The sequence below is a fragment of the Rhodopila globiformis genome, from assembly GCF_002937115.1.
GTDB classification, from domain to species: domain Bacteria; phylum Pseudomonadota; class Alphaproteobacteria; order Acetobacterales; family Acetobacteraceae; genus Rhodopila; species Rhodopila globiformis.
Map to the genome: position 1 here is coordinate 38,245 of NZ_NHRY01000072.1, position 21,530 is coordinate 59,774.

General features: G+C 67.3%; 21 protein-coding genes. 5 read left to right on the plus strand and 16 right to left on the minus strand.

Annotation, left to right across the window (positions count from 1 at the left end; genetic code table 11):
• Positions 1-2: 2 nt before the first annotated feature.
• The 9 genes from nifD to nifA form a co-directional block, all read right to left on the minus strand.
• The gene (gene nifD / locus CCS01_RS07515) at positions 3-1,493 is read right to left on the minus strand and encodes a nitrogenase molybdenum-iron protein alpha chain (RefSeq protein WP_104518212.1); all 1,491 of its coding nucleotides are present in this window, start codon (positions 1,491-1,493) and stop codon (positions 3-5) included.
• A gap of 63 nt (positions 1,494-1,556) precedes the next feature.
• Entirely contained in the window at positions 1,557-2,450 is an 894-nt protein-coding gene (nifH, locus tag CCS01_RS07520; protein WP_104518213.1) for a nitrogenase iron protein, read from the minus strand.
• 312 nt (positions 2,451-2,762) lie between these two features.
• Positions 2,763-3,590 (minus strand): SIR2 family NAD-dependent protein deacylase, encoded by an 828-nt coding sequence (locus CCS01_RS07525; RefSeq protein ID WP_239992039.1) that lies wholly within the window; start codon positions 3,588-3,590, stop codon positions 2,763-2,765.
• Between the two features lies 1 nt (position 3,591).
• Positions 3,592-3,804: a putative nitrogen fixation protein NifT gene (nifT, locus tag CCS01_RS07530; protein ID WP_104518215.1), complete on the minus strand. Its 213-nt coding sequence runs from the start codon at positions 3,802-3,804 to the stop codon at positions 3,592-3,594.
• Entirely contained in the window at positions 3,801-4,085 is a 285-nt protein-coding gene (locus tag CCS01_RS07535) for a nitrogen fixation protein NifZ (RefSeq protein WP_104518216.1), read from the minus strand. The genes nifT and CCS01_RS07535 overlap by 4 nt, the downstream gene beginning before the upstream one ends.
• A complete protein-coding gene (locus CCS01_RS07540) occupies positions 4,069-4,836 on the minus strand; it encodes a 4Fe4S-binding leucine-rich repeat protein (protein ID WP_104518217.1) in 768 nt (255 codons plus the stop codon). Before CCS01_RS07540 ends, CCS01_RS07535 begins: the two co-directional genes overlap by 17 nt.
• Positions 4,837-4,842: 6 nt before the next feature.
• On the minus strand, positions 4,843-5,037 hold the full coding sequence (locus CCS01_RS07545) for a 4Fe-4S binding protein (protein WP_104518218.1): 195 nt from the start codon (positions 5,035-5,037) through the stop codon (positions 4,843-4,845).
• A gap of 19 nt (positions 5,038-5,056) precedes the next feature.
• The gene (nifB, locus tag CCS01_RS07550; RefSeq protein ID WP_104518219.1) at positions 5,057-6,529 is read right to left on the minus strand and encodes a nitrogenase cofactor biosynthesis protein NifB; all 1,473 of its coding nucleotides are present in this window, start codon (positions 6,527-6,529) and stop codon (positions 5,057-5,059) included.
• Positions 6,530-7,352: 823 nt separating this feature from the next.
• Positions 7,353-9,056: a nif-specific transcriptional activator NifA gene (gene nifA / locus CCS01_RS07555; RefSeq protein WP_204848170.1), complete on the minus strand. Its 1,704-nt coding sequence runs from the start codon at positions 9,054-9,056 to the stop codon at positions 7,353-7,355.
• Positions 9,057-9,392: 336 nt separating this feature from the next.
• On the opposite strand from nifA, the gene CCS01_RS07560 reads away from it, so the two are divergent.
• From CCS01_RS07560 to CCS01_RS07575, 4 genes are all read left to right on the plus strand, one after another.
• Complete coding sequence (locus tag CCS01_RS07560; RefSeq protein WP_104518220.1) at positions 9,393-10,250, plus strand: hypothetical protein; 858 nt, start codon at positions 9,393-9,395, stop codon at positions 10,248-10,250.
• Entirely contained in the window at positions 10,238-10,684 is a 447-nt protein-coding gene (locus tag CCS01_RS07565; protein WP_104518221.1) for an ArsC/Spx/MgsR family protein, read from the plus strand. The genes CCS01_RS07560 and CCS01_RS07565 overlap by 13 nt, the downstream gene beginning before the upstream one ends.
• On the plus strand, positions 10,677-11,573 hold the full coding sequence (locus CCS01_RS07570; RefSeq protein WP_104518222.1) for a 2Fe-2S iron-sulfur cluster-binding protein: 897 nt from the start codon (positions 10,677-10,679) through the stop codon (positions 11,571-11,573). The genes CCS01_RS07565 and CCS01_RS07570 overlap by 8 nt, the downstream gene beginning before the upstream one ends.
• A gap of 1,138 nt (positions 11,574-12,711) precedes the next feature.
• Positions 12,712-13,008: a beta/gamma crystallin-related protein gene (locus tag CCS01_RS07575; protein ID WP_158258271.1), complete on the plus strand. Its 297-nt coding sequence runs from the start codon at positions 12,712-12,714 to the stop codon at positions 13,006-13,008.
• A 450-nt stretch (positions 13,009-13,458) separates the two neighbouring features.
• Here the strand turns inward: CCS01_RS07575 and cutA are convergent, their stop codons facing one another.
• The 4 genes from cutA to CCS01_RS07595 all read right to left on the minus strand — a co-directional run bounded on the left by cutA (position 13,459) and on the right by CCS01_RS07595 (position 17,480).
• Positions 13,459-13,764 carry a divalent-cation tolerance protein CutA gene (cutA, locus tag CCS01_RS07580; RefSeq protein WP_158258272.1) on the minus strand — a complete coding sequence of 102 codons (306 nt, stop codon included), beginning with the start codon at positions 13,762-13,764 and terminating at the stop codon, positions 13,459-13,461.
• Positions 13,765-13,923: 159 nt separating this feature from the next.
• Positions 13,924-15,021, minus strand: coding sequence for an acyltransferase family protein (locus CCS01_RS07585; protein ID WP_104518225.1), 1,098 nt, complete (start codon positions 15,019-15,021; stop codon positions 13,924-13,926).
• 176 nt (positions 15,022-15,197) lie between these two features.
• Positions 15,198-16,739 carry a methyl-accepting chemotaxis protein gene (locus tag CCS01_RS07590; protein WP_104518226.1) on the minus strand — a complete coding sequence of 514 codons (1,542 nt, stop codon included), beginning with the start codon at positions 16,737-16,739 and terminating at the stop codon, positions 15,198-15,200.
• A 264-nt stretch (positions 16,740-17,003) separates the two neighbouring features.
• A complete protein-coding gene (locus tag CCS01_RS07595) occupies positions 17,004-17,480 on the minus strand; it encodes a cache domain-containing protein (RefSeq protein WP_158258274.1) in 477 nt (158 codons plus the stop codon).
• Between the two features lie 819 nt (positions 17,481-18,299).
• On the opposite strand from CCS01_RS07595, the gene CCS01_RS07600 reads away from it, so the two are divergent.
• Positions 18,300-18,551, plus strand: coding sequence for a hypothetical protein (locus tag CCS01_RS07600; protein ID WP_104518228.1), 252 nt, complete (start codon positions 18,300-18,302; stop codon positions 18,549-18,551).
• A gap of 18 nt (positions 18,552-18,569) precedes the next feature.
• Here the strand turns inward: CCS01_RS07600 and CCS01_RS07605 are convergent, their stop codons facing one another.
• Genes CCS01_RS07605 through CCS01_RS07615 form a run of 3 tightly spaced genes read right to left on the minus strand, consistent with a single transcriptional unit; the run spans position 18,570 to position 21,375 of the window.
• The gene (locus tag CCS01_RS07605) at positions 18,570-19,256 is read right to left on the minus strand and encodes a hypothetical protein (protein WP_104518229.1); all 687 of its coding nucleotides are present in this window, start codon (positions 19,254-19,256) and stop codon (positions 18,570-18,572) included.
• A complete protein-coding gene (locus CCS01_RS07610; protein ID WP_239992041.1) occupies positions 19,253-20,452 on the minus strand; it encodes a pyridoxal phosphate-dependent aminotransferase in 1,200 nt (399 codons plus the stop codon). Before CCS01_RS07610 ends, CCS01_RS07605 begins: the two co-directional genes overlap by 4 nt.
• Positions 20,449-21,375 carry a DUF2167 domain-containing protein gene (locus CCS01_RS07615; RefSeq protein ID WP_104518230.1) on the minus strand — a complete coding sequence of 309 codons (927 nt, stop codon included), beginning with the start codon at positions 21,373-21,375 and terminating at the stop codon, positions 20,449-20,451. Before CCS01_RS07615 ends, CCS01_RS07610 begins: the two co-directional genes overlap by 4 nt.
• Positions 21,376-21,530: the final 155 nt, after the last annotated feature.

Consider the following 21,530-nt stretch of genomic DNA (forward strand, 5'->3'; position numbering starts at 1 on the left):
GCCTAGGCCGCCTTCTTCCACGGCGCCTTGAACAGGCCCCAGACGGGGTTGTTGATCGCCAGGTCCATGTCGCGGGCAAAAATCGCGAACCCGTCGTAGCCGTGGTACGGGCCGGAATAGTCCCAGGAGTGCATCTGCCGGAACGGAATGCCCAGCTTCTGCGTCGGATACTTCTCCTTCACGCCGGAGCCGACCAGGTCGGGGCGGATGCCTTCGATGAACTTCTCCAGCTCGTAGCCGGTCACGTCGTCATAGATCAGCGTGCCGTCTTTGACGTAATGACCGGTGCGCTGATAGTCGTCGCCGTGGGCAAACTCATAGCCGGTCGCGGCGATTTCCATGCCCAGATCGTGATAGGCGTCAACCACGTGGCGGGGGCGCAGGCCGCCGACGTACAGCATCACCTTCTTGCCCTGCAGGCGCGGCTTGTACTTTGCCAGGATTGCATCGACCAGCGGCTGATACTTGGCAATCACCTTCTCGGCGTTCTGCTGGATCGTTTCGTCGAAGTGCGCGGCGATATTGCGCAGGCTGTCGGCGATCTGGCTCGGGCCGAAGAAGTTGTATTCCATCCACGGCACGCCGTACTTCTCTTCCATGTGCCGGCAGATGTAGTTCATCGACCGGTAGCAGTGGATCAGGTTCAGCTTGGCCTTCGGCGCGCGCTCCATTTCTGTCAGCGTTGCGTCACCGGACCAGTTGCCGACAACCCGCAGGCCGATTTCCTCCAGCAGGATACGGCTGGCCCAGGCGTCGCCGCCGATGTTGTAGTCGCCGATGACGTTGACGTCGTACGGGCCGGGCTGCAGCTCGATGTCGTTCTTGTCCAGCACCCAGTCACGGATCGCGTCGTTGGCGATGTGGTGGCCCAGCGACTGCGACACGCCGCGGAATCCCTCGCAGCGGACCGGCACCATGGTCTTGCCGGTCTCCTTGTGTTTCTTCCGAGCAACGGCCTCGATGTCGTCGCCGATCAGGCCGATGGGACATTCGGACTGGATGGAGATGCCCTTCGCCAGCGGGAACAGCTCGTTGATCTCGTCGATCAGCTTCTCGAGCTTCTTGTCGCCGCCGAAGACGATGTCCTTTTCCTGGAAGTCGGAGGTGAACTGCATCGTCACGAAACTGTCCACGCCGGTGTGGCCGGTGTAGTAGTTCCGGCGCTGTGACCAGGAATAATGGCCGCACCCGACCGGGCCGTGGCTGATATGGACCATGTCCTTCACCGGGCCCCACACCACGCCCTTCGATCCGGCGTAGGCACAGCCGCGGATGGTCATCACACCCGGAATGGACTTGATGTTCGACTTGACGTCGCAGTCGGTCACCGGACGCTCGGCCTCGGCTTCCGGGGCATCGGCCGGCTTTGCCACCGACAGGTGCTTCTGGCGCCGCTTGCGCGATTTGTCGGGATACTGCGCGAGAACGTCGGCGATCAGCTGTTGGTGTAATGCACCGTCGTTCTGATACTCTGTTTCGTCATCGTAAGTCATCTCGGCTCTCCTGATCGCCGGAAGAAACTTGGCCGCCGCACGGTTTTCGCGGCGGCCCGAGGATTAGCCAGCTACTGCCGCCTTGGCTTCTTTTGCCTGCAGCTCGGCCAGCGCCTGCTCGTCACTCTTCATGATGCCGAAGTCGAGCAGCATCTGCTCCAGTTCTTCCATGGTGATCGGCGTCGGGATCGTGCCCTTGCCGGCGTTGGCATGAATCTTTCTGGCCAGCGTGCGGTATTCGTTGGCCTGGGCGGAGTCCGGCGCGTACTGGATCACCGTCATCTTGCGCAGTTCGGCATGCTGAACGATGTTGTTGCGCGGCACGAAGTGGATCAGCTGGGTGTTGATTCGCTTCGCCAGCGCCTCGGCCAACTCATACTCGCGGTCGGTCTGGCGCTCGTTGCAGATCAGCCCGCCCAGGCGGACGCCGCCGGAGTGCGCGTACTTCAGAATGCCCTTGGCGATGTTGTTGGCAGCATACAGCGCCATCATCTCGCCCGACATGACGATGTAGATTTCCTGCGCCTTGTTCTCGCGAATTGGCATCGCGAACCCGCCACAGACAACGTCGCCGAGCACGTCATAGGAGACATAGTCGACGTCGTCATAGGCGCCGTTTTCCTCAAGGAAGTTGATGGCGGTGATGACGCCGCGGCCGGCGCAGCCAACCCCCGGCTCCGGACCGCCCGATTCAGCGCACTTGATGTCGCGATAGCCGACCTTCAGCACATCCTCGAGTTCGAGGTCCTCGACCGATCCGGCTTCGGCAGCGAGGCTGAGCACCGTGTCCTGCATTTTGGTGTTGAGGATCAGACGGGTCGAGTCGGCCTTCGGGTCGCAGCCGACGATCAGAATCTTCTGGTCGAGTTCGACCAGGGCCGCGAGCGTGTTCTGTGAGGTGGTGGATTTCCCGATGCCGCCCTTGCCGTAGAAGGCGATCTGGCGAAGCTTGCCCATATGGTTGTTCCCTTTGCGATGATCGATGCCGGGAACCGACCCGACACCCCTGACGAACGCAGAAGGGTGACAGCAAGCACCGTGCCAAGTGAAAAACCCGCGGAAATCCAGGCGTTTTTCAGGTTGGACGTCGTGACATTCGTGTACGGAGTGCGACAACGGGCCAACACTCGTTGTCGGGCGGGTCAAAACCCGCCGTGTGCACATGAGAAATCCCCGGCCGTCCACCGTCGAAACGCAGATGGCCGGGACAAGCCCGGCCATGACGAGGAAGCAATGGTCCCGGCCGCGATGCAGCAACCGGAGACGGTTTTACAGACGTTCAGCCAGCTCCGCCGCAAAGCCCGCCAGGTCGCGGCGGACAACGCTGGCATCCAGTTCCAGCAGGAACCGCTCCTCGTTACGCGACAGCTCGCCGTCGATTACCACGACATGCCCGCCGCCCGAGCGCTTGGCGATCTGCCTCGCGTAGGTGCGCAACGACTGATCGTGGAAGCGACAGCCAAGGAACAGGAATCCGCTACCGGCGCGCCGGGTTTTCACCGTGTCGGGAATCGGCGTCTGAATGTCGATCTCTGTCAGCACCTCGACATAGTCGGCATCCGAGATCAGGAAATTCGAAAACGGCGTGACGCAGCCATGCGGCTTGTAGATCAGCGTGCGCCATCCATCCGCCATCGCCGGCGCGCATTCCGTCCCGGTGCAATCATACGCGCGGTACCAGCGGTTTTCTCCGGGCGCGGCGCGAGACGCCGCCTGGATCTCGCCCCAGTCGGACCGCCCGGCAAAGGCCGAGCGCAGCGCCGCGTCGTACCACGTGTCCACCACCATCGCCGGCGCCAGGCGGGCGATCGCCTGGTGCAGCGGCGTCGGCGGCACCGGATGCGCGAAGGCGTCCGCCATCATGCGGTCCAGCGTCACGCGGTGCCTGAAGCTTTCGATATACTGCGCCGCCGCCCAGCAATTGCCGCGGGCGCGGCGGGGCAGGGCGACCCGCGATCCCAGCCACGCCGCCAAAGCTTCGTGCGAGGTCGGAACGGTGGTCTCCGACAACGCGGTGACCCCCGGCCCCAGGAACGGCAGCAGCGTGCCGCTCTTCAGCCGCTCGGCAATGCCGGCGGTTACGTCGGCGAAATCCACGCTAGTCCTCTTCACCGCGCTTGCGGGCATTCACGGTGATCGGCAGGCGCGGCGCCGGGTCCATCGCCGGCAGGTCCAGCACCCAGCCATTCCGAAGCTTCACCCAGCCGCCCCACAGCGTTTCATGTTCCTTTTCGACAATGGCTTCCTCAAGGTCCTTCTTCGCCACATAGGCGGACAGGACATTGCCGGACTGGCGGATCATAACCTTCATGATGTTGCTTCCCTGGCTGCAAACAGGCCGAGTTCCCGGCCACGCATGCCGACGACCGAGCCACGGTCGATAAACTCGACGGCGTAGATGTAGTAGCGTTGCAGATACGTGCCGATGTCGCGGACATAGCCGACATCGCCCTTCTTCACGACGATCTCGCCGATTTCCCGCCCGGCCATGGTGCCGTCGTTGCGGACCTGGTAGCGGGCGTAAACCTTCGCGCCCGGCCGGAACAGCGGCGGTTTGTAAACCTCGATCTCTTCCTCACGTCCCAGGCTCATGCGTTTCTTCCTCTTGATCAACAGAAGCCAGGCGCGCGGCGACCAGTTCGCGGATGACGGACTCCGGGTCATCCCGGAACGCGTCCAGCGAATCGACGTCGATACGCTCGGCGACGGTGAAACGAACCCGCATGTCGGGATCGCGGGCAAGCAGGTGCAGTTGCGCCGGCGGCAGGCGCTCGGCGACTTCCAGCCGCACCATCGGCTCGGGATCGCCGGCCATGGCGGGCAGGGCGGACAGGATCATGCGGCGCGCGACGATGCGGCGCACCTCGGAATCGACGTCGTTGGCCAGCACGACCAGCAGTTCCGGCGGCAGGCGGCGCGCCACCACCATGCGCACCCAGCCGTCCGGGTCGCGCGCCATGTCCAGCTGCGGCTGGCCTTTCAGGCGGCTGGCCAGCGCGACGCGCACACGCCGATCCGGGTCGGCAATCATCGCCAGGGCGCGGGGCAACGGCAGGCGCAGGGCGGCCGAGGCACGCGGTTCCGGTTCCGGATCGTTCGCCAGGCGCTGCAAACGAAAGACGCTGCAATACCGGCCCGCCAGGGCGCGCACCTCGAAATACGGATGCTCCAGGCAGTCGTCCGCCAGTGCCCAGTTATCGATGAAGAAACGTTCGATGCGCCGGGCGACGCGGTCATTGACGCAGGATTTCCCGGGTGCGCAGACCGCCTGTCCCGCGTGGGGGCAGGCGGCGCAAACGATGGGTTGCCCGGTCCAGTCCAGCGCTTCCGCCGACTCGGACACGTGGCATCAGGCCGGAACGCAGGTGCCGTCCACCGGGCAGACCGAGGCGCACTGCGGCTTCGCATGGTGGCCCTCGCACTCGTTGCACAGCGCGGCGTCGATGACGTAGGTGCCGCGCTTGGTGGAAATCGCGCCGTTCGGGCACTCGAACTCGCAGGCGCCGCAGGCAGTGCACTGGGAACCGATGATCTTGTAGGCCATGTCACTATCTCCTTGGGGTTCAGGCAGTCAGACGCACGGCGGCGGGATGGGCCGCGGCGTACCAGGCGGCGATACCCGCCTCGATCCATTCGTAAGCGTAATCGTGTGAAGCAACGATTCCGGCGGTGGCCAGGCTGTCCTTCGGGCAGTCGCCGATTTTCGCGCACAGTACGGCCGCCACGCTCTCCAGCGCGGCCAGCACGCCGTCCAGCGTCGCGTCCTCGCCCCAGCCGCCCTGGCAGTATTGCTCCACCTTGCGGTGGCCGGCGAAGCTGATGCCGGCCGGCGAGACCTCGTAGACCTGGAATTCCGTGGCGTGGCCGAAATGCTGGTTGATGCGGCCGCCGCCTTTCGTTGCAACCGCAACCAGGACCTTCTCGTCGGCCCCGGCGGCGGCAACGGTTTCCGCGGCCTGCGCCTTCTGGGCGACATGCTCGCCGCGCACGTCGGCCACCACGGCGCGGTAGGCGGCGCGCTTCGACGGGTCGTAGTCCACGCTTTCCGGCAGCTTGTCCATGTTGAAGTCCTGGCCGCGGTCCTCGCCCAGCAGGCCGACGGCGTCGGCGCGGCACTGGCGGCAGTGGCGCATGAGTTTGGTACCGCCGGAAACCTGGTCCTGCAGCGCCTTCAGTTCCGCCGCCGTGGGTCCGCGCTGGCCGGCCAGGCCGAAATGCGTGCCGTGCGCGGGGTCGGAGATCAGCGGCATGATGTTGTGCAGGAAGGCGCCCTTGGCCTTGACCACCCGGTTCACCTCGACCAGGTGCCGGTCGTTGATCCCGGGGATCATGACGGAGTTGACCTTCACCAGAATCCCGCGCGCGACCAGCATCTCCAGGCCCAGCATCTGGCGTTCATGCAGGATCCGGCTGGCTTCGACGCCGAACCAGCGCTGGTGGTCGTGGAAGATCCAGGGATAGATCCGCGCGCCGATTTCCGGATCGACCATGTTGATGGTGATCGTCACGTGGTCGATATTCATCGCGGCGATCTCGTCCACATGGTCGGGCAACGCCAAACCGTTGGTGGACAGGCACAGCTTGATGTCCGGGATCTGCCACGTAACTGCGTCGAATGTCGCCTTTGTCTTGTTCCAGTCGTAGCAGGCGTCGCCCGGTCCGGCAATGCCCAGCACCGACAGTTGCGGCACCTCGTTGGCGACGGCGACGACCTTGCGCACCGCCTGCTCCGGCGTCAGCTTTTCCGAAACCACGCCCGGCCGGCTTTCGTTGGAACAATCGTATTTGCGGTTGCAGTAGTTGCACTGGATGTTGCAGGCCGGCGCCACCGCCACATGCATGCGGGCAAAGTAATGATGCGCTTCTTCCGAGTAACAGGGATGGTCCTTGACCTTCGCCCAGACCGCGGGGTCCATGTCCGCCGGCCCGTCGGAGGACCCGCAGCTTGACGCAGCGCAGCCACCGGCAAGCTCGGCGCGCATGGCCTCGACGCCGATCGGCTGCTTCAGGCTGTCAAGTGGGATGATCTGCGCCATGGTCTGCTCCTTCCGCCGGCGGGGGACGGAGGGGGCACAGCAAATGGCGTGCCAGACCAGGTTTACCGCCAATACAGGCACCTGTCCGGGAACGCGGCGGCTCGCGCGCGTGGGAAGTCGTACATCGATGTCGCAACGCCGACGGAGAACGTTCGACTTTGGCACGGTCATGACACGGGATTGTCGGGGTGCTGCGTGGGCCGTTCTCTCTCCGTCACGGCCGGATGCCGGCCCCGGCTGTCCGCGCTTCAACGGCTCGGGGCGGATGGCCGGGGCACGTCCGACCACAACGATAAGGGGACGACCTTGCTCCGGCCTCGTCCTGGTACGCCTGGGGCAGTCCCTGGCCCCGTCCGGTGCGCCGGGATGCCGCGGCGCCGGGGCTGCTGCCTCATGACGCTGTGGTCATCCCCGCGGGCGGAGGCGGGACGCCACGAGGGCCCTCGGACGCCGGAGCGGAGTCCGGCGCGTACTGAACCCGGAACACGGTCGAGAACAGGAAATCGAACGCGTCCTGCGGCGCTTCGACGGAGGCAGGCTCGTGCTGCGATGGTGTTGGCGATGGGGTGGCCGGTTCGTGGGCGTTGGTCACGGGAGGGAGCCTTCAGGATGGGACCGCGCTCGTGCCGCAGCGAGGCCAGCCCGCGTATGACATAGATCATTGAGTGTCCGGTGCGACCAGGAACGTTTGTGTGATTCGGTCGGCGCGTCCACCCGTGCCACCGGTGCGAATACCAGTTGGTATCCGGGGCAGGCCCTGAAAAACCCCGTCCGATCATTCCCGGCGATCGCATGCCGCCGCCACCGTATGGCGACTGCCGCCTCAGAACTTCTTGATCGGGATGTTGTGCTTGCGCAGCGCGTAGCCGATCTGGCGCGGGGTCAGGTTCAGGATGCGCGCCGCCTTGGCCTGCACCCAGCCGGAGCGTTCCATCGCCTCCAACAGCTGCTCATACTCGGTCTTCCCGCCGCCCTGCGACGCCTTGCAGGTCGCGGCCGAGGCGCAGGTCGCTGGGTCGTTCAGCACCGGCAGGGACGGCGCCGGCGGCGGGACGGGCTGGGCCGCGGCGTGCGGCGCATGTGGCGTCCGCGGCGCATGGTGCTTCCACAGCACCGCCGACAGGCAGCCGTCGTTGTGGCAGGCGAAGTCGCGGTCGGTGATGCGGTCGCCGTGGGTCAGGGTGGCGGTGCGGCGGATGCAGTTCTCCAGCTCGCGGACATTGCCCGGGAAATAGCAGGACTGCAGCACCGACACCGCCGACGGCGCCAAAGCGATGCGCGTCTTGTTGTCGGCATTGAAGCGCCGCAGGAATTCCTGCGCCAGCAGCGGAATGTCGCCCGGCCGATCGCGCAGCGGCGGCAGGAAGATCGGCACCACCGCCAGGCGGTAGTACAGGTCCGCCCGGAAGGTGCCCTTGGAGACCGCGTCCTCCAGGTTGCGGTTGGTGGCGCTGACCATGCGCACGTCGACCTTCAGCGTGCGCGTGCCGCCGACACGCTCGAACTCGCCCTCCTGGAGGACGCGCAGCAGCTTGGCCTGGAACGCGGCGGAGATCTCGCCGATTTCGTCCAGGAACAGGGTGCCGCCGTCGGCCAGCTCGAACCGGCCCTTGCGCTGCGCCACGGCGCCGGTGAACGAGCCTTTCTCGTGCCCGAACAGTTCGGACTCGAGCACGCTCTCCGGCAGGGCGGCGCAGTTCAGCTTGATGAACGGCTTGTCGTGCCGCGGCGAGGCCTCGTGCAGCGCCTGCGCGAACAGTTCCTTGCCGGTGCCGGATTCGCCGCGCAGCAGCACGGGCGCGTTGCTGCGGGCCACCATGCGCACCTTGTCCAGCACGTCGCGCACCGGCCCGCTCTCGCCGATGATGGGGGAGCCGGCGGCGCGGCGGCCGTCCGGCGGCAGCAGGGCCTCGCGTTCCTTTTCCATGCGGCGCTGGTCTTCCAACAGGCGCTCGCGGTCGCGGATCACCATGCGGTGCAGCCGCACGGTCTGGCCAATCAGGTTCGCCGCCATCTTCAGGAAGCGCACTTCCTCGTCGGTGCGAACGTCGCCGAGGCGCATCCAGGCGCGGTCGATCACCATCACCCCGATGGCGTGGCCGCGGTCGCGGATCGGCACGCCGATGAAGGCGTAGTTGTTGCCGCCCTCGCCCCAAAGGCTGGTGTCCCAGTCGCCGAAGCTCTTGTCCCGGGCGACGTTCTCGATCACCACCGGCATCTCGGTGACCATCATCTGGCCGATGGCCTTTTCCGGTATGGCAGAGAAATATTGCCGCGCCATGGCGGTGCTGTGCGAGGCCGAAAAGACCTCCTCCAGCTCGCCGTCGGCGTCGATCAGGGCGATGACGCCGTTGCCCATGTCGAGGAAGCTGTGCAGCACATACATCGTGCCCGACAGCACGTCCTGCAGGCTGCCGGGCCCGCACAGCAGCTTGGAAATCTCGTAGATGCCCAGCAGCGCGAGATCGGCGCGGGCGGATAGCCTTTCATGTGCCGTAATGGCGGCGGTGTCTTGCATGAGCACCATCTGATCCATCCCCCGCTGTGTCGGGCTTCCGACACGGCGAACCTGAAAGTGTTAAGATACGGACGTAACGCGCCCTGGCAATGCCGGAACGCAGTGCAGCATGGTTGGGCCGGAATTCCAACAGGTTTTGTTTGAATCCTTACATGGATGACGCCTGGCATGATGGCACATGGTGCCGCCGTCCGGCCCGTCAAGCCGTTTCCCGGTGATGGCCCGAAGCTTGCTAGGCAAGCAATGCACCAGTCGAATAAGACCAGCTTGATAGTACCAGTTGAATGGCACCAGGCAAACGGCCCTGCCGCCGGCAGACAGGCGGAACGAGACGGAGACCGGACGATGAACGACCTTGGGCAGACCGTGCCGTGCCTCAGGCCAAAGCCGGTCCTTGTGCTCGGCACGGATGACGTCGCCTCCGCCGTCGGCCACGCCCTGGCCGGCGCCGGCATCGCGGCGCTGCTGGCGCGCGACTCGGACCTGCCGGCCCTGCGCCGCGGCATGTCGTTCGACGACGCGCTGGAGCACGGGTCCGCCTGGATCGACGGCGTCACGGCCTATGCGGTGGACGGTCCGCTCGACCTGGCGCCGGATATCCGGCTGGGCGTCACCGCACTGCCGGTGCGCGAGCTGCTGGATCCGACGCTGGTCGCCGGGGTGATCGACGCCCGCATGCGGCGGCGGCCGAACAGCCCGGACCTGCGCGGCGCGCTGTGCTTCGCCATCGGCCTGGGGCCGGGCTTCACCGCCGGCGGTTGCGTCGACGTCGCCGTCGAGACGGAACCCGACGTCGTCGGCCGGATCGTGACGCAGGGCGGCACCAGGCCCGCGCCGGGCCACGCCTCGATCCTGGGCGGCGTCGGCGCGGAGCGGTTCGGCCATGCGCCCCGCTCGGGCGTCTGGTGGACCTTTCGTGACATCGGCGAGACGGTCGCGGCCGGCGCGGTCATCGGCCTGTGCGACGGCATGCAGGTCGCGGCGCCGCTGGATGGACGCCTGCGCGGGCTGGTGCGCCGCGGCAGCGCGGTGCGCGCCGGCATGCGCCTGCTGGAGATCGACCCGCGGCTCGAGGTCAGCCAGTGCCATGGCCTGTGCCCACGCGCCGCCGGCATCGCCGCCGCGACGCTGGCCGCGCTGCACATGGTCTGGCAGCCGCAACGGCTGGCGCTGCCGCAGGAGCTGACCCGATGGCTCATGTAACGTTCTGGGGCAAGCCCGGCTGCGCCGGCAACGCGCGGCAGATCGCGGTGCTGCGCGCCTCCGGTCACGTGCTGGACGTGCGCAACCTGCTGGCCGAAGCCTGGACGCCGGCGCGGCTGCGCCCGTTCTTCGGCGATACGCCCGTCAGCGCCTGGTTCAACCAGTCCTCGCCACGGATCAAGCGGGGCGAGGTGCGGCCGGAGACGATGACGGAAGCCGAGGCGCTGGCGGCGATGATGGCGGATCCGCTGCTGATCCGGCGGCCGTTACTGGAGAGCGACAAGATCACCATGGCAGGGTTCGACCGCGACCTGGTGGCCGCCTGGATTGGCCTGGCCGGCGGCCCGACATCGGTGGGCGAGGGCTGCCCTCGCGCCGACATGCCTCCATGCCAACCACCACCCGAGACAGAACAGGAGCGTATCAGTGACTAACGTGACGTTTTCCTCCCCTTCGATGGCACGCGACGTGACCGTGTATGCCGTCGCGGGCGACCGGGGAACCATCCTGGGCGTGGCGAAGGCCCACAAGATTCCGATTCCGTTCGACTGCCAGGACGGCGAGTGCGGGTCGTGCCTGGTGGAGGTGAAGACCCTCGACCCGACCAGGAAAACCACCATTGCGCTGACCGAAAAGGAGAAGGAAGGCCTACGGCAACTCGGCAAGATCACCCGAGAGGAAATCCACGACGCCGAGGTCAACGACATCGCGCCGCGCCACCGCCTGGCCTGTCAGTGTTTCGTCCGCAACGAGGACATCCTGGTGAGCTTCCAGGGCGACGAGACCCTGCCGGCGCAGGCGCCGCATCTGTCCACCGCGGCGAAAATCTACAAGGGCGGCCTGAAGCCGGCTTCGGTGGACGAGTTCCTCAGCCTGGCGATCAAGGTGGAGGAGGACGCGGCAATTCATTTCGACGAACTGGCCAAGGCGATGGCGGCGGTCGGCAACGACGCGGTGGCGAAGCTGTTCGCGCAGCTGGCCGGATTCTCGCGCCTGCACCTGGCCGAGGCGCAGAAGCGGGCGGCGGCGGTCGATGCGCATGTGCAGCTTCCGCCCGACTACGTCTGGCCCGACCATGTGACGCCGGAGCGCACCGACCTGTGGGTCGGCGATCCCGCGATGTCGCGGCTGGATGCGCTGCGGGCCGCGCTGCGCGGGGAGAAGCGCGGCTATGAGTTCTATTACTCCATGGCCGGCACCGCGACCGATCCCGACATCGTTGCGGCGGCAAAGGAATTCGTCCACGAGGAAGCCGAGCACGTGAAGGTGCTGGAAGCCTGGATCACCCGTGAGGAGTGGGACCTGCGGCATCAGGCGGCCTGATCGGGCGAGGGCCGCGGGAAAGGCGGCCTGGTTGAGACGCCGTCCGGATCATCGTCCGGGCGGCGCCCCCTGGTTCCGGCATCGCCGCCCGGAACGGTTGCGCGCCGTTGAGCTGACAGGGAGTAGTGTCAGTCCGCATAGCCATGAGAGCTGTTCGGCTGAGTTGAGCCTGAAGTTCGGGAGCGGTGTGTCGTCTGGTTGGAAATTGGCGTCGCAGGGTGTTTTTGGATGAGTGAGCGGGGGCTTTTGTTCCGGCACGGCCGCGGCCCGGGATTGTGCTCCCCCGGCGAGGACAGTGTGGTTGATGGCGTATTTTTGTTCGCACAGAGACGAACGGAGCACCGCTGAGGGCCTCTGAGGATCAGGGGGACAGCGCGTGGGTTGGTGCGGGTGTTGCCGTTGTGGCAGGCCCGTTCCCCGATCCGGCCATGCGCTTGCCGCCGGCGCGGCCGATCAAACCGACGGCATGGACCGGCTATGCCGGCGGCGCCCGGATTATCGGTCGCTTCCGAATGAGGAATGCAGTCAAACATGCCCTGGGAGTGGCTCTTGCCGGGTTCCGGGGTGGTCGGGTCAGGCGTTCCACGGCCCCGAAATCCAACCGGAACCGTGTTGAAAAGGTCCACGACACTGCCCTGTCGGATGACGTGCGCCCCCGCTGCGGCAACAGCCCCGCTGCATTTGCGTTCATCTGCGGTTCCATTTCTCCTTCGGAGCAGCACGCACGCGTTGGAACATCCCTCCCGCCGCCACGCTGATTCAGGAACCGCAGATGAACGCAGATGAACGCAGATGGGCCGGTGGTGAACAGGACCTTCGAACGTGCTGTCGGCCACGCGCCGATCGTTGCCAGGGCGCTCGGTTGCGGTTTTCGAGAGTCCTGCCGGGTTCCGGATGGGCGGTGAAGCGTCCCACCACCCCTGAATCCAACAAGAGCCCTGGAGGTTACCGACATTCAAGACAATACCTGATTCGATTATTTGCCAGTTCTTTCCAATCATTTTCGAACAGGAGGGGCGGCATGAAACGTCCGTGTGCTGTGTGAAGTAGATCATACGTCGCCGGGCTTCCGGGTGGTATGGAGCCGTGCTCCCGGACAAGTCGGGGGCAATGCAGAAATCACTGATGGGAGATGAATATGGCTGAACTGATAATGTTCGTGGATGCCGATTTCGGAGGGCTGCATACGCATGTTTTCGATAGCACGGCAGATTTTACCAAGCTCGCGCTCGGCGGCGTAGGCACCAACGTAAACGGCACCTGGAATGATGTCTTGTCCAGCTTTGTCATCGTGAGCGGACACTGGGCCTTCTTCAAGGACATCAACTTCCAGTTCCAGCAAGGGGAAGTTCTCGGCCCTGGCCGTTACTCCTTTGTTCAGAACTTCGGCATCGACAACGACGCGGTCTCGTCGGTGCGGCTGGTTTCGTCGTAATCCGGTCTACAGAACGAGTCCCACCGAAGCACGGACAGGCAGGCAGAGGACGGGTCAATCCCTCGCAATCCGCCAGCGGCAGCTGAAAGGCTGAGCGGCGCAGGGGGCGCACGTTCGGTGCCATGCACATCGAAGCCGGGATCAGCGGCACCGTGCCGTTCGCCGAACGGGCTGCAGACAGCACGCTTTGTGCTGGAGCAACACGCCGGCAGGTTGGGACGCCGCTCCAGGAGGGGCGATCCGCCCTGATCGTCATGGCGGCGAAGAGCTGCCATCCACGCCTGCGATGCTGACACCAGCAGGAGGCGTGGATGGCCAGCCGGAGCGTGTGACCGGCCCCTTCCCAGGCGGCCCCTTCCCAGGCGGCCCCTTCCCGGGCGGTCCTGTCCCGGGTACCAGCCGGAACAACCGAGCCTGCCGGGATGACCGGACGCGCGGCCCAGCCGGCCGTCAGGCGCCGAGCAGCCACTGAAGATACCGCGGATTGCCGTCGACGATGCCGAGCTTGATGAGCTCGGGCAACTCGTAGTCGTGGCGGTCCAGAATGAACGTCCGGAGCCTGGGGAACAGGTCGGAGCGCCCTTTGATGAGAAGCAGGAACTCGCGCTCCTTCTGGACCTCGCCTTGCCACCGGTACACACTGGACACCTCGGCAGTCTGCACGCACGCAGCGAGTTCCGCCACGATGAGCTGCTCCGCGAGCGCCTCGGCCCGCTCCCGTCCGGCAACGGTGGTCATCGCCATCGCGGTCTCCATGCTTACGCTCCCCTTCATGTGACAACTGCGGACGCCTCACCATACCGCCATCGCCGTTGGTTCCGAAACGATAAGCCGCGGCCGGGCAAGCCCGAAGGCGGCGCGAGGTCGTCTCTCTGTCGTCATGGCCCGGCGAGCCACGGCCATCGGCCCCCGCCGCTATCGCGCCATCCCTCGGGCAGCCCAGGTATAGGCCACCGAATGCCCCCAGCGCAGCGCCGGCAGCTCGAGATACCGGTGCAGCCACCCCGACACGCCGATCGGCAACAGGATCGCCAGCGGAATCCAGGCCAGCGTGAACAGCACGGCATTGCCGCCTGCCAGCGGGCTCAGCATCAGGCCGACCAGCTTGTGGATCGGCTCGTTGACCAGGTACACGCAATAGGAGATCGCCCCGAGGTACGCCAGCGTCGGGCTCCGCAGCAGCCGGTTCGCCTGGTGGAAGCCGGGGAACCGCTCGTGCGTCTCGATCAGCAGGCACAGCGTCCACGCCAGCGGCGGCAGGACCTTGCCGATTGGCGACTGTGTTGCGCAGACCGCCAGGGTCAGCCCCAGGACGACGCCGTAGCGCCGCAGCGCGCCCGGTTGCTGCTGCACCAGCGCCTCGCTGGCCACGCCCAGGGCGAACAGGTGCGCCTTGTTGGGCAGGAAGGCGCGGCTGAACTGCCAGGCGTCCGGCGCCAGGCGCCAGGCGACGCCGGCCAGCGCCAGCGCCAGCAGGACCCGCACCAGGCGGCGATCATCCGCCGCCACCAGCACAGCCAGCAGGTAGAACTGCCACTCGGTCGCCAGGCTCCAGGCCGAGCCCAGGAAGCTCACCCAGACATCCGGCAGCACGCCGTTCGGGAACAGCCCATGTGTCATCGTCAGGTGCGCCGCGATCTCGGCCGCCCAGGTCGATGGCCAGGCGCCGCTGCAGATCGAGCGCGCCGCGCCCGTCGGGCCGATCCAGGGCATGTGGTTGAAGCCGCACGGCCAGGCCTGCAACACCACCGCGAAGGCGAACACCGGCAGGAACACCGGGAAGATCCGCGCCACCCGCGCGATCAGGAACGGCCGCGCCTGGCAGTGGAACCGCTGCAGCGACGCCGCGATCACCAGGCCGCTGAGGATGAAGAACAGATCCACCGCGGCGCCGCCGTGCGACACGACGCTCTCTGCCCAGCCGGGCAAGACCGCGAAGGGCGCCATGTGACCGAGCAACACATACACGGCCAGGAGCCCCCGCACTCCATCGAGGCAAAATAGCCGTTTCATGCCGCGACGGTACGCCTCCAATTATTAACAAAGTATGAAGACCGTCCGTCGCTTCGTCCGGGGCAGCAATGATCGGCCGGCAGGGCTTGGCGCGGCGCGTCGCCGGCGGCGGCGGCCGATCGGCATGCCGCGCGACCGGCAGCCGTGCGGCATGCCGGCCCGGCCAGCCGCCGGGTTCAGGCAGCCTGTGTCCACGAGTTTCCGGATGCGATCGCATCCACCGCGGCCTCGGCCCGCGACAGGGTCGCCTCGTCCTGCCGGAACGCGATCGCCACGAGATCCGCGCCACACCGGACCGCCCGGCCGGCGACCGGACCGCCCGATCCGGGTAGCGCGACCTGCACCTCGACCCCGGTTTCGGCGATGAAGGTGCAGCGCAGCGCGATGCCGCACCGGGAGAGGTTGTCGATCACCGCCGGGATGCGCCGCGCCGGCCCGGCGATCAGCGTCGCCGGCGCGTTCCGGCCCGGAACCCGCTCATAGCGCCACTGATCGGCGTTGTCCTGCGTCATCGCCCTGAGGAAATGATCGACCTCGGCGCGCAGGGTGTCGGCAACCGCCCCCAGCTCGTCCGACGACGCCAGCACGTCCCGGCTCATCGCCCCGGTCGCGTCGGCGATCTTCGCCAGCTCGGTCATGTCCGCCGCGGTGCGGTCGCCGGCAAGAGCCACGCTATGGACATTGGCCGAGATCTCCCGGGTCGCCGCGTTCTGCTGCTCGATCGCCGCGGCGATGGCGGCCGAAACGGTGTCCATATCGCCGATGGCGGCGCACACCTCGTCCATGGAGGCAACGGTCTGCCGGGTCGCGGTGCGGATCGAGGAGACGCTGTCGATGATGTCCGCCGTGGCCCGTGCCGTCTGGGTGGCCAGCGCCTTCCCCTCGCCGGCGACCACGGCGAAGCTTTTCCCGGTTTCGCCGGCGCGCGCCGCCTCGATCGTGGCGTTCAGCGCCAGCAGGTTGGTCTGTCCGGCGATGGCCGAGATCACGCCGCCGACGGCGCCGATGCGTTCCGCCATCTCCGCCAGCTGGACGAATTTCGCGTTGCTGTCGGATGCCCGCCGCACGGCGTCCTGCGTCGCCGCGGTCGCGTGCGCCACCTGGCGTGCGATCTCGCCCACGCTGGCGGACAGCTCGGCCGTGGCCGCCGCCATCGTCGACAGGTCGCGCGATGACGTGGCCGCGCTGTCCACGGTGCGGGCGGCGCTGGCGCGGGTCTGCTCGGTGGCGTCGGTCATTTCCCGCGCCGTCTCGGACATCGTCCGCGCCGCCCCGGCCAGGCGGCCCAGCACGCCGGAGATGACCGCAGCGAAATCGGCGGTGAAGCGTTTCATCGCCGCATGCCGCCGGTCTTTCGCCGCGCGTTCCTCGGCCGCCTTCTGCTCGAGCTGCACCCGGGCCATCGAATTGGCCTTCAGCACCTCGAGCGCCCGCGCCAGGGTGCCAAGCTCGTCGGCACGGTCGTGGCCGGGGATCGGACTGTCGAACTCGCCCCGGGACAGCCAATCGGTGGCCAGTACCAGGTTCTGCACCGGCCGTGCCACGCTGCGCCCGAGCCGCCAGATCACCAGCCCGGCCAGCGTCATCGCGATGTGGAGGCGGGCCGTATCCAGGTCGTCGGCATAGACCCCGGTGACGATGGTCCAGCCCCAGGGGTGGAAGCCCTGGACATAAGCGAGCTTGCGCAGCGGCGTGTGCCCGCCCGCCCGGGGCCACAACTACAGCAGACCGCAGGTTATTAAGCAGACGGCCAAACGCACGCCATTTGAGCATGGCGCGGTCGCGATAACATGCTGAATTCTATAAGGATTCTTTGCGCCGAGTGGCAGGCGTTTGACCGTCTCCCTAGTAGTTGGGACGCAGACGGCCCGTCTTCATCGTCATGGCCCGGCTTGTCCGGGCCACCTATTCCAGCACGTGTGCCGCGACAGGTGGCCCGGACAAGCCGGGCCATGACGAGCGAGGTGCGCCGTCGCCGTGTCTCAACCAACCTGCGGTCTGCTGTAGTCGACGACACCGCTGCCCCGGGCATGGACAAGGTTGGCGATGGCAAGGATGAACAGCTTGCCGGTGGTGTCCTTGAGGCTGCTGACGTCCTTGCCGATCAGCTCCGGATTGGCCGGCGTCATCACCATCCGGTTCTGCCTGTCGAGGATGTAGATATACTCCGCGCCGGAATAGCGCATGGCGCTGATGGCCGTCATGGCCGCCTGCTGCGCCTCCTGGCGGGTCATCTGGCCGGCCTGTTCCGCCTTGTCGTACGCCGTTGCCACGCCGGCCGCGCTTTCCACCATGGAGCGCAGGGTCGTCACCCGGGCGTCCTCGAGCCGGCCGCTTTCCACGGTGTAGATCAGGGTCAGCAGGGCGGCGACGGCCAGCACGGCGGAGGCGGTTGCCAAGTGCAGGCTGTGGCTGATCGAGCGGATGGCGGGCATGAGGCGTGGGCGTGCGGATGTCATTCTAACCTCGGAATCACATGCCTTGCTGATTAGGCGGCAATGGATTAACATTTAGTTAATTTCGATGCCGTCCCATCAGGTTTGGCGCCGGCCGCCAGGAATGCTGACCGTATGCGGCATGCCGGAAGAGCCGCCGGCTTATCGTCCTGCCACGATCAGCAAGGTCTGGCGGGCTGGATCGTTGACGAGCGGCATCGGCATCGCCCGGAACCGTCCGCGCACGCGCCGCAGACGGCCCCCATTCCCTCCTATAGGCGCTAACTTCGTGGCTTGGCGGCCCGGAGCCTGTGCCCGGGCTTGTCCCGGATAGCCGCCATGACGACGGGACAGTGCGCCGCGTCCGGCCGCCTAATGCCAACCCGCCTAAAGAATCACCCATCCCGACTGCGAAGATGTAGCCAATATCACAGGCTTACTGTGCGATGGATGGAGCCATTTTTCGGCGGGATGGTATAAGTTAGCGCCTATGCCATTCCCTCCAACCCTGGAGGACCGGGGCGAGCCGAAAGGCCGAGGGCCGTCCGCCCCGTCCAACAGGGGCGGCATTTCCGGTCGGCGGCACTGGCGGGATGCGCGACACGCTCATGCCTGTTGGCGTTGCTTGTTGGTCATGCCCGCGACGCGCCCGCGGGGACGCTGCGGCAGGCTGACCGGGAAGAGACATCAACGGCGTATGCGGTGCGTCCCGGGCTCCAAAGTATCGTGGCGCCTGCGCGGCGCAGTCTCTATACCGCCGGAGCAACCCATTCCCTGCGAACGCGGCGAGCGGCTTTCGGACCCGCCCGCCGTGTTCACAACTCCTCGGAGACCGATCGGCTTATGTCCCACAGCGTCATCCTGCTGCCTTTCGTCGTCGCGTTCGTGATCTTCGTGGTGCGGTTCTATTTCCGCGAACACGCGGCGTCGATGGCGAACCCGAGCTTCCTCCTGGCAGCCGGAAGCTCGGCGATGATCGTGCTGTATCTGGTCCTGAATGTGCTCGACCGGCTCGGGACATACGGCACGCTGGGCTTTGGCCTGGTCGGCCTGGCCCTGCTCGGGGTGTCGATCCTGCGGATGTTCATGCTGTAAACCATCCGCAGCGCGGGCTTACTTCCGCAGCAAACGCGACCAGAACCCCGTCTGCGCCCGCTTGCGGTGCGAAACGTGCGGCGCATGCGACGGCGGCGGCAGGGCCGCACTGATCAGGTGCCGGCCGATGTCCCGCACCGCGATCCGCGCCTGTTGGTAGGCGACGATGGCGTGCGCGGTTTCCTCCAGGTCCTGCTTCGCCAGGTCCGCAGCCCAGGCCGCTGCCTCATTGAACAGGCCGGCGCGGCGCAGCACATCCAGTCGGCGCACGGCCAGCTCGATGTCCTGGGCACCGGCCCACAGCGCCGCCACCTCGGTCCGCAGTTGTGCCGCCTCGGTCATTGCCGCGGCGTCGTCGGCGGCCCAGGCGGCTTGCAACAGGGCCTCGGCCTGCTGCGGGCGGTCGCCGGTGCGTTCGCAGATCAGCGCCCAGCGGCGGAAGGGCAGGGTCTCCTCCACCCCCTTCGTGGTCAGGCCGCGATACTCGTCCGATTCCACGACCGCGCGGGCGGTGGAGGGCAGGGCGGACAGGTCCGGGGCGGCGGCGCCGCAGCGCGGGCAGGTCTGCACCCAGTCCACCAGGGTGGAGCGCGCCGGCTCGCCCGGCCGCATGTCCATGTCCGGCGCGAGTTCCGGCTGCGGTGCCTTGAACGCCGGCCGCCCGGGCGTGCCGCAGACGCCGCATGTCGTGTTGGCTTCACTCATGATCCCACCTCCGCCCGAAGGCCATCCCGCAGGCGCTGCATCGCCCGTTCCATCAACGCCGCCGACTGCGCGAAGCAGACCCGCAGCCACCCCTCGCCGGCTGGCCCGAACGCGACGCCGGGTGCGACGGCAACGCCGTGGCGGGTGACGAGTTTCTTCGCCAGGTCGAGACTATCACGCAATCCGTCCACGGCAAGGAACGCGTAGAACGCCCCGGCGGGCGGACGGTAGCGCACGCCGTTCAGCCCGGTCAGCGCCTCGCCGGCCAGGCGGCGCCCGGTGGCGCAATAGGCGCGGAACTGCTCCACCGCGGGCCCGTCGCCCAGGGCGGCGACCCCGCCGCGCTGGATGAACGGCGCGACGCCGGAATGCGTCACCTCGACGATATTGACGAAGGCCTCGGCGGCGCCCTCCGGCACCACCAGCCAGCCCAGGCGCCAGCCGGTCATCGGCCAGGTCTTCGAAAAGCTGTTGCAGACTATGATCCGGTCGTCCGGTTCGGCGAGGTCCAGCATCGACGGCGCGGCCGCGCGCCCGTCATACACCAGGCGCGAATACACCTCGTCGGACAGCAGCCAGGCACCGTGGCGCCGGCAGATGTCGCGGATGGCGCGCAGCTCGTCCCCGGTGGCGGTCCAGCCGGTCGGGTTGCCGGGGGTATTCAGGATGAACGCGCGCGCCCCGGCCATCATCGCGTCCAGGCGGTCGAGGTCCAGCCGGAAGCCGCCATCGGGCTGGGCAACCAGATCGAGCTGGTCCACCGCCGCGCCGCGCAGCCGGGCGGCGTTGGGGATGTTGGGCCAGATCGGGTCATGCACCACCATCCGGTCGCCGGCCCGCAGCACCGCGGCCATGGCGATCGACAGCCCCGCCATGCCCGAGGCGGTGACCTGGATGCGCCCCTCCGCCACCGGCCTGGCGTGCAGCCGCGTCAGGTAGCCGGCGAGCGCAGTCCGCAGCGCCGGCAGGCCGCGCACGTCGGCATAGCGCGTCTCGCCGTCGGCCAGCGCCTGCACGGCGGCGGCGCAGGCGCTGGCCGGGCTGGGCTGGTCGGATTCGCCGAAGCACAGAAAGTCCACGTCCGGCGTGGCGAAGGCGAGGCGCGCGACCTCGACGATGCGGGAGCCTGGAATGACGGTGAGGTCCATCCCGCTGATATAGGCGTTTCCGTCCCGGATTGCGCGGGTTTGCTTCACCAGCGGCGGGATTCCAGGTAGCGGTGGCGCCGGAAATACACCAGCAGCGACAGCGCGCCGACGGTGGCGAGGAAGCCGCTCGCAATGGCGGTGACGTTGTCCAGCAGCCAGGCGCCGAGCATGGTCCGCTTCTTGTGCAGCGCATCCATCCCCAGCGCGCCGGCCAGCCCGTCCGGCGCGCGCCGGTCGCCCGGCCGGACATCGCCATAGGCGGCGCCGGGGCGGAACTGCAGGCCGGACAGGGACGCATCGAACATCTGCCCGGCGTCCCCGGCGTCCTGCACGCTGGTGACCATCGAGAGCTTGATGTAGCCGCGGCGGCCGAAGGCGACGGCGTTGAGGGTGGTGGTGCCGTCGCTGCCCAGTGGCGCCGTCGTCGGCAGGATCAGCGCCGCCCAGCTGATCTGGTGTGCCGCCGGGTCGTACTGCGGCGGCCGGACCCAGCGGCGGACCTCCAGTGCCGGCAGGTGCTGTTGCAGGCGGGCGCGATTGCCCCGCGCGACGGTGTCGCCAAGGCTGGATTGCAGGTCATCCGCCGCGAAGCTGGCCGCGGTGGCGTCGTCGACGAAGCCGGCCGGGACGAAGCGGATGATCCCCGGCGCGTCCATGCCCTTCGGGCCGAGCAGCAGGGCGACCAGATCCGGCGGCACCGGCAGGTTCCACAGGACCAGCAGCCGCGCCGCCTGGTCCTGCGGCACGACGATCAGGTCCCCGGATAGCCGGACCGATGCGTCCGGCCCCAGATCGGCCCGCGCGGGGGCGCCGGTGGAATGGCGCAAGGCGTCGGCAAAGGCATCGGCCGGCGTCTCGAACAGCCCCGGGGCCGCTGCCTGCGCGGCGGGCGACGTCGCGGCGGCGCCGATGGGAAGGGCGAGCGGGAGCAGAGCCAGGACGATACGACAGAGACCTCCGGCGTCGGGCATGGCAACGATCCGTCAGTTGGTCAGGGCCGCGAGCGCAGCCCGGGCGGGCGTTGTTCCGGGTGATACCCCGGCACGCTCCGGTCTGCCACCGCAATCAATGCACCCAGGGGGCAGGCCCGCGGACGGTCAGGCCGGCGGGCGGCCAGGGTTTGGGG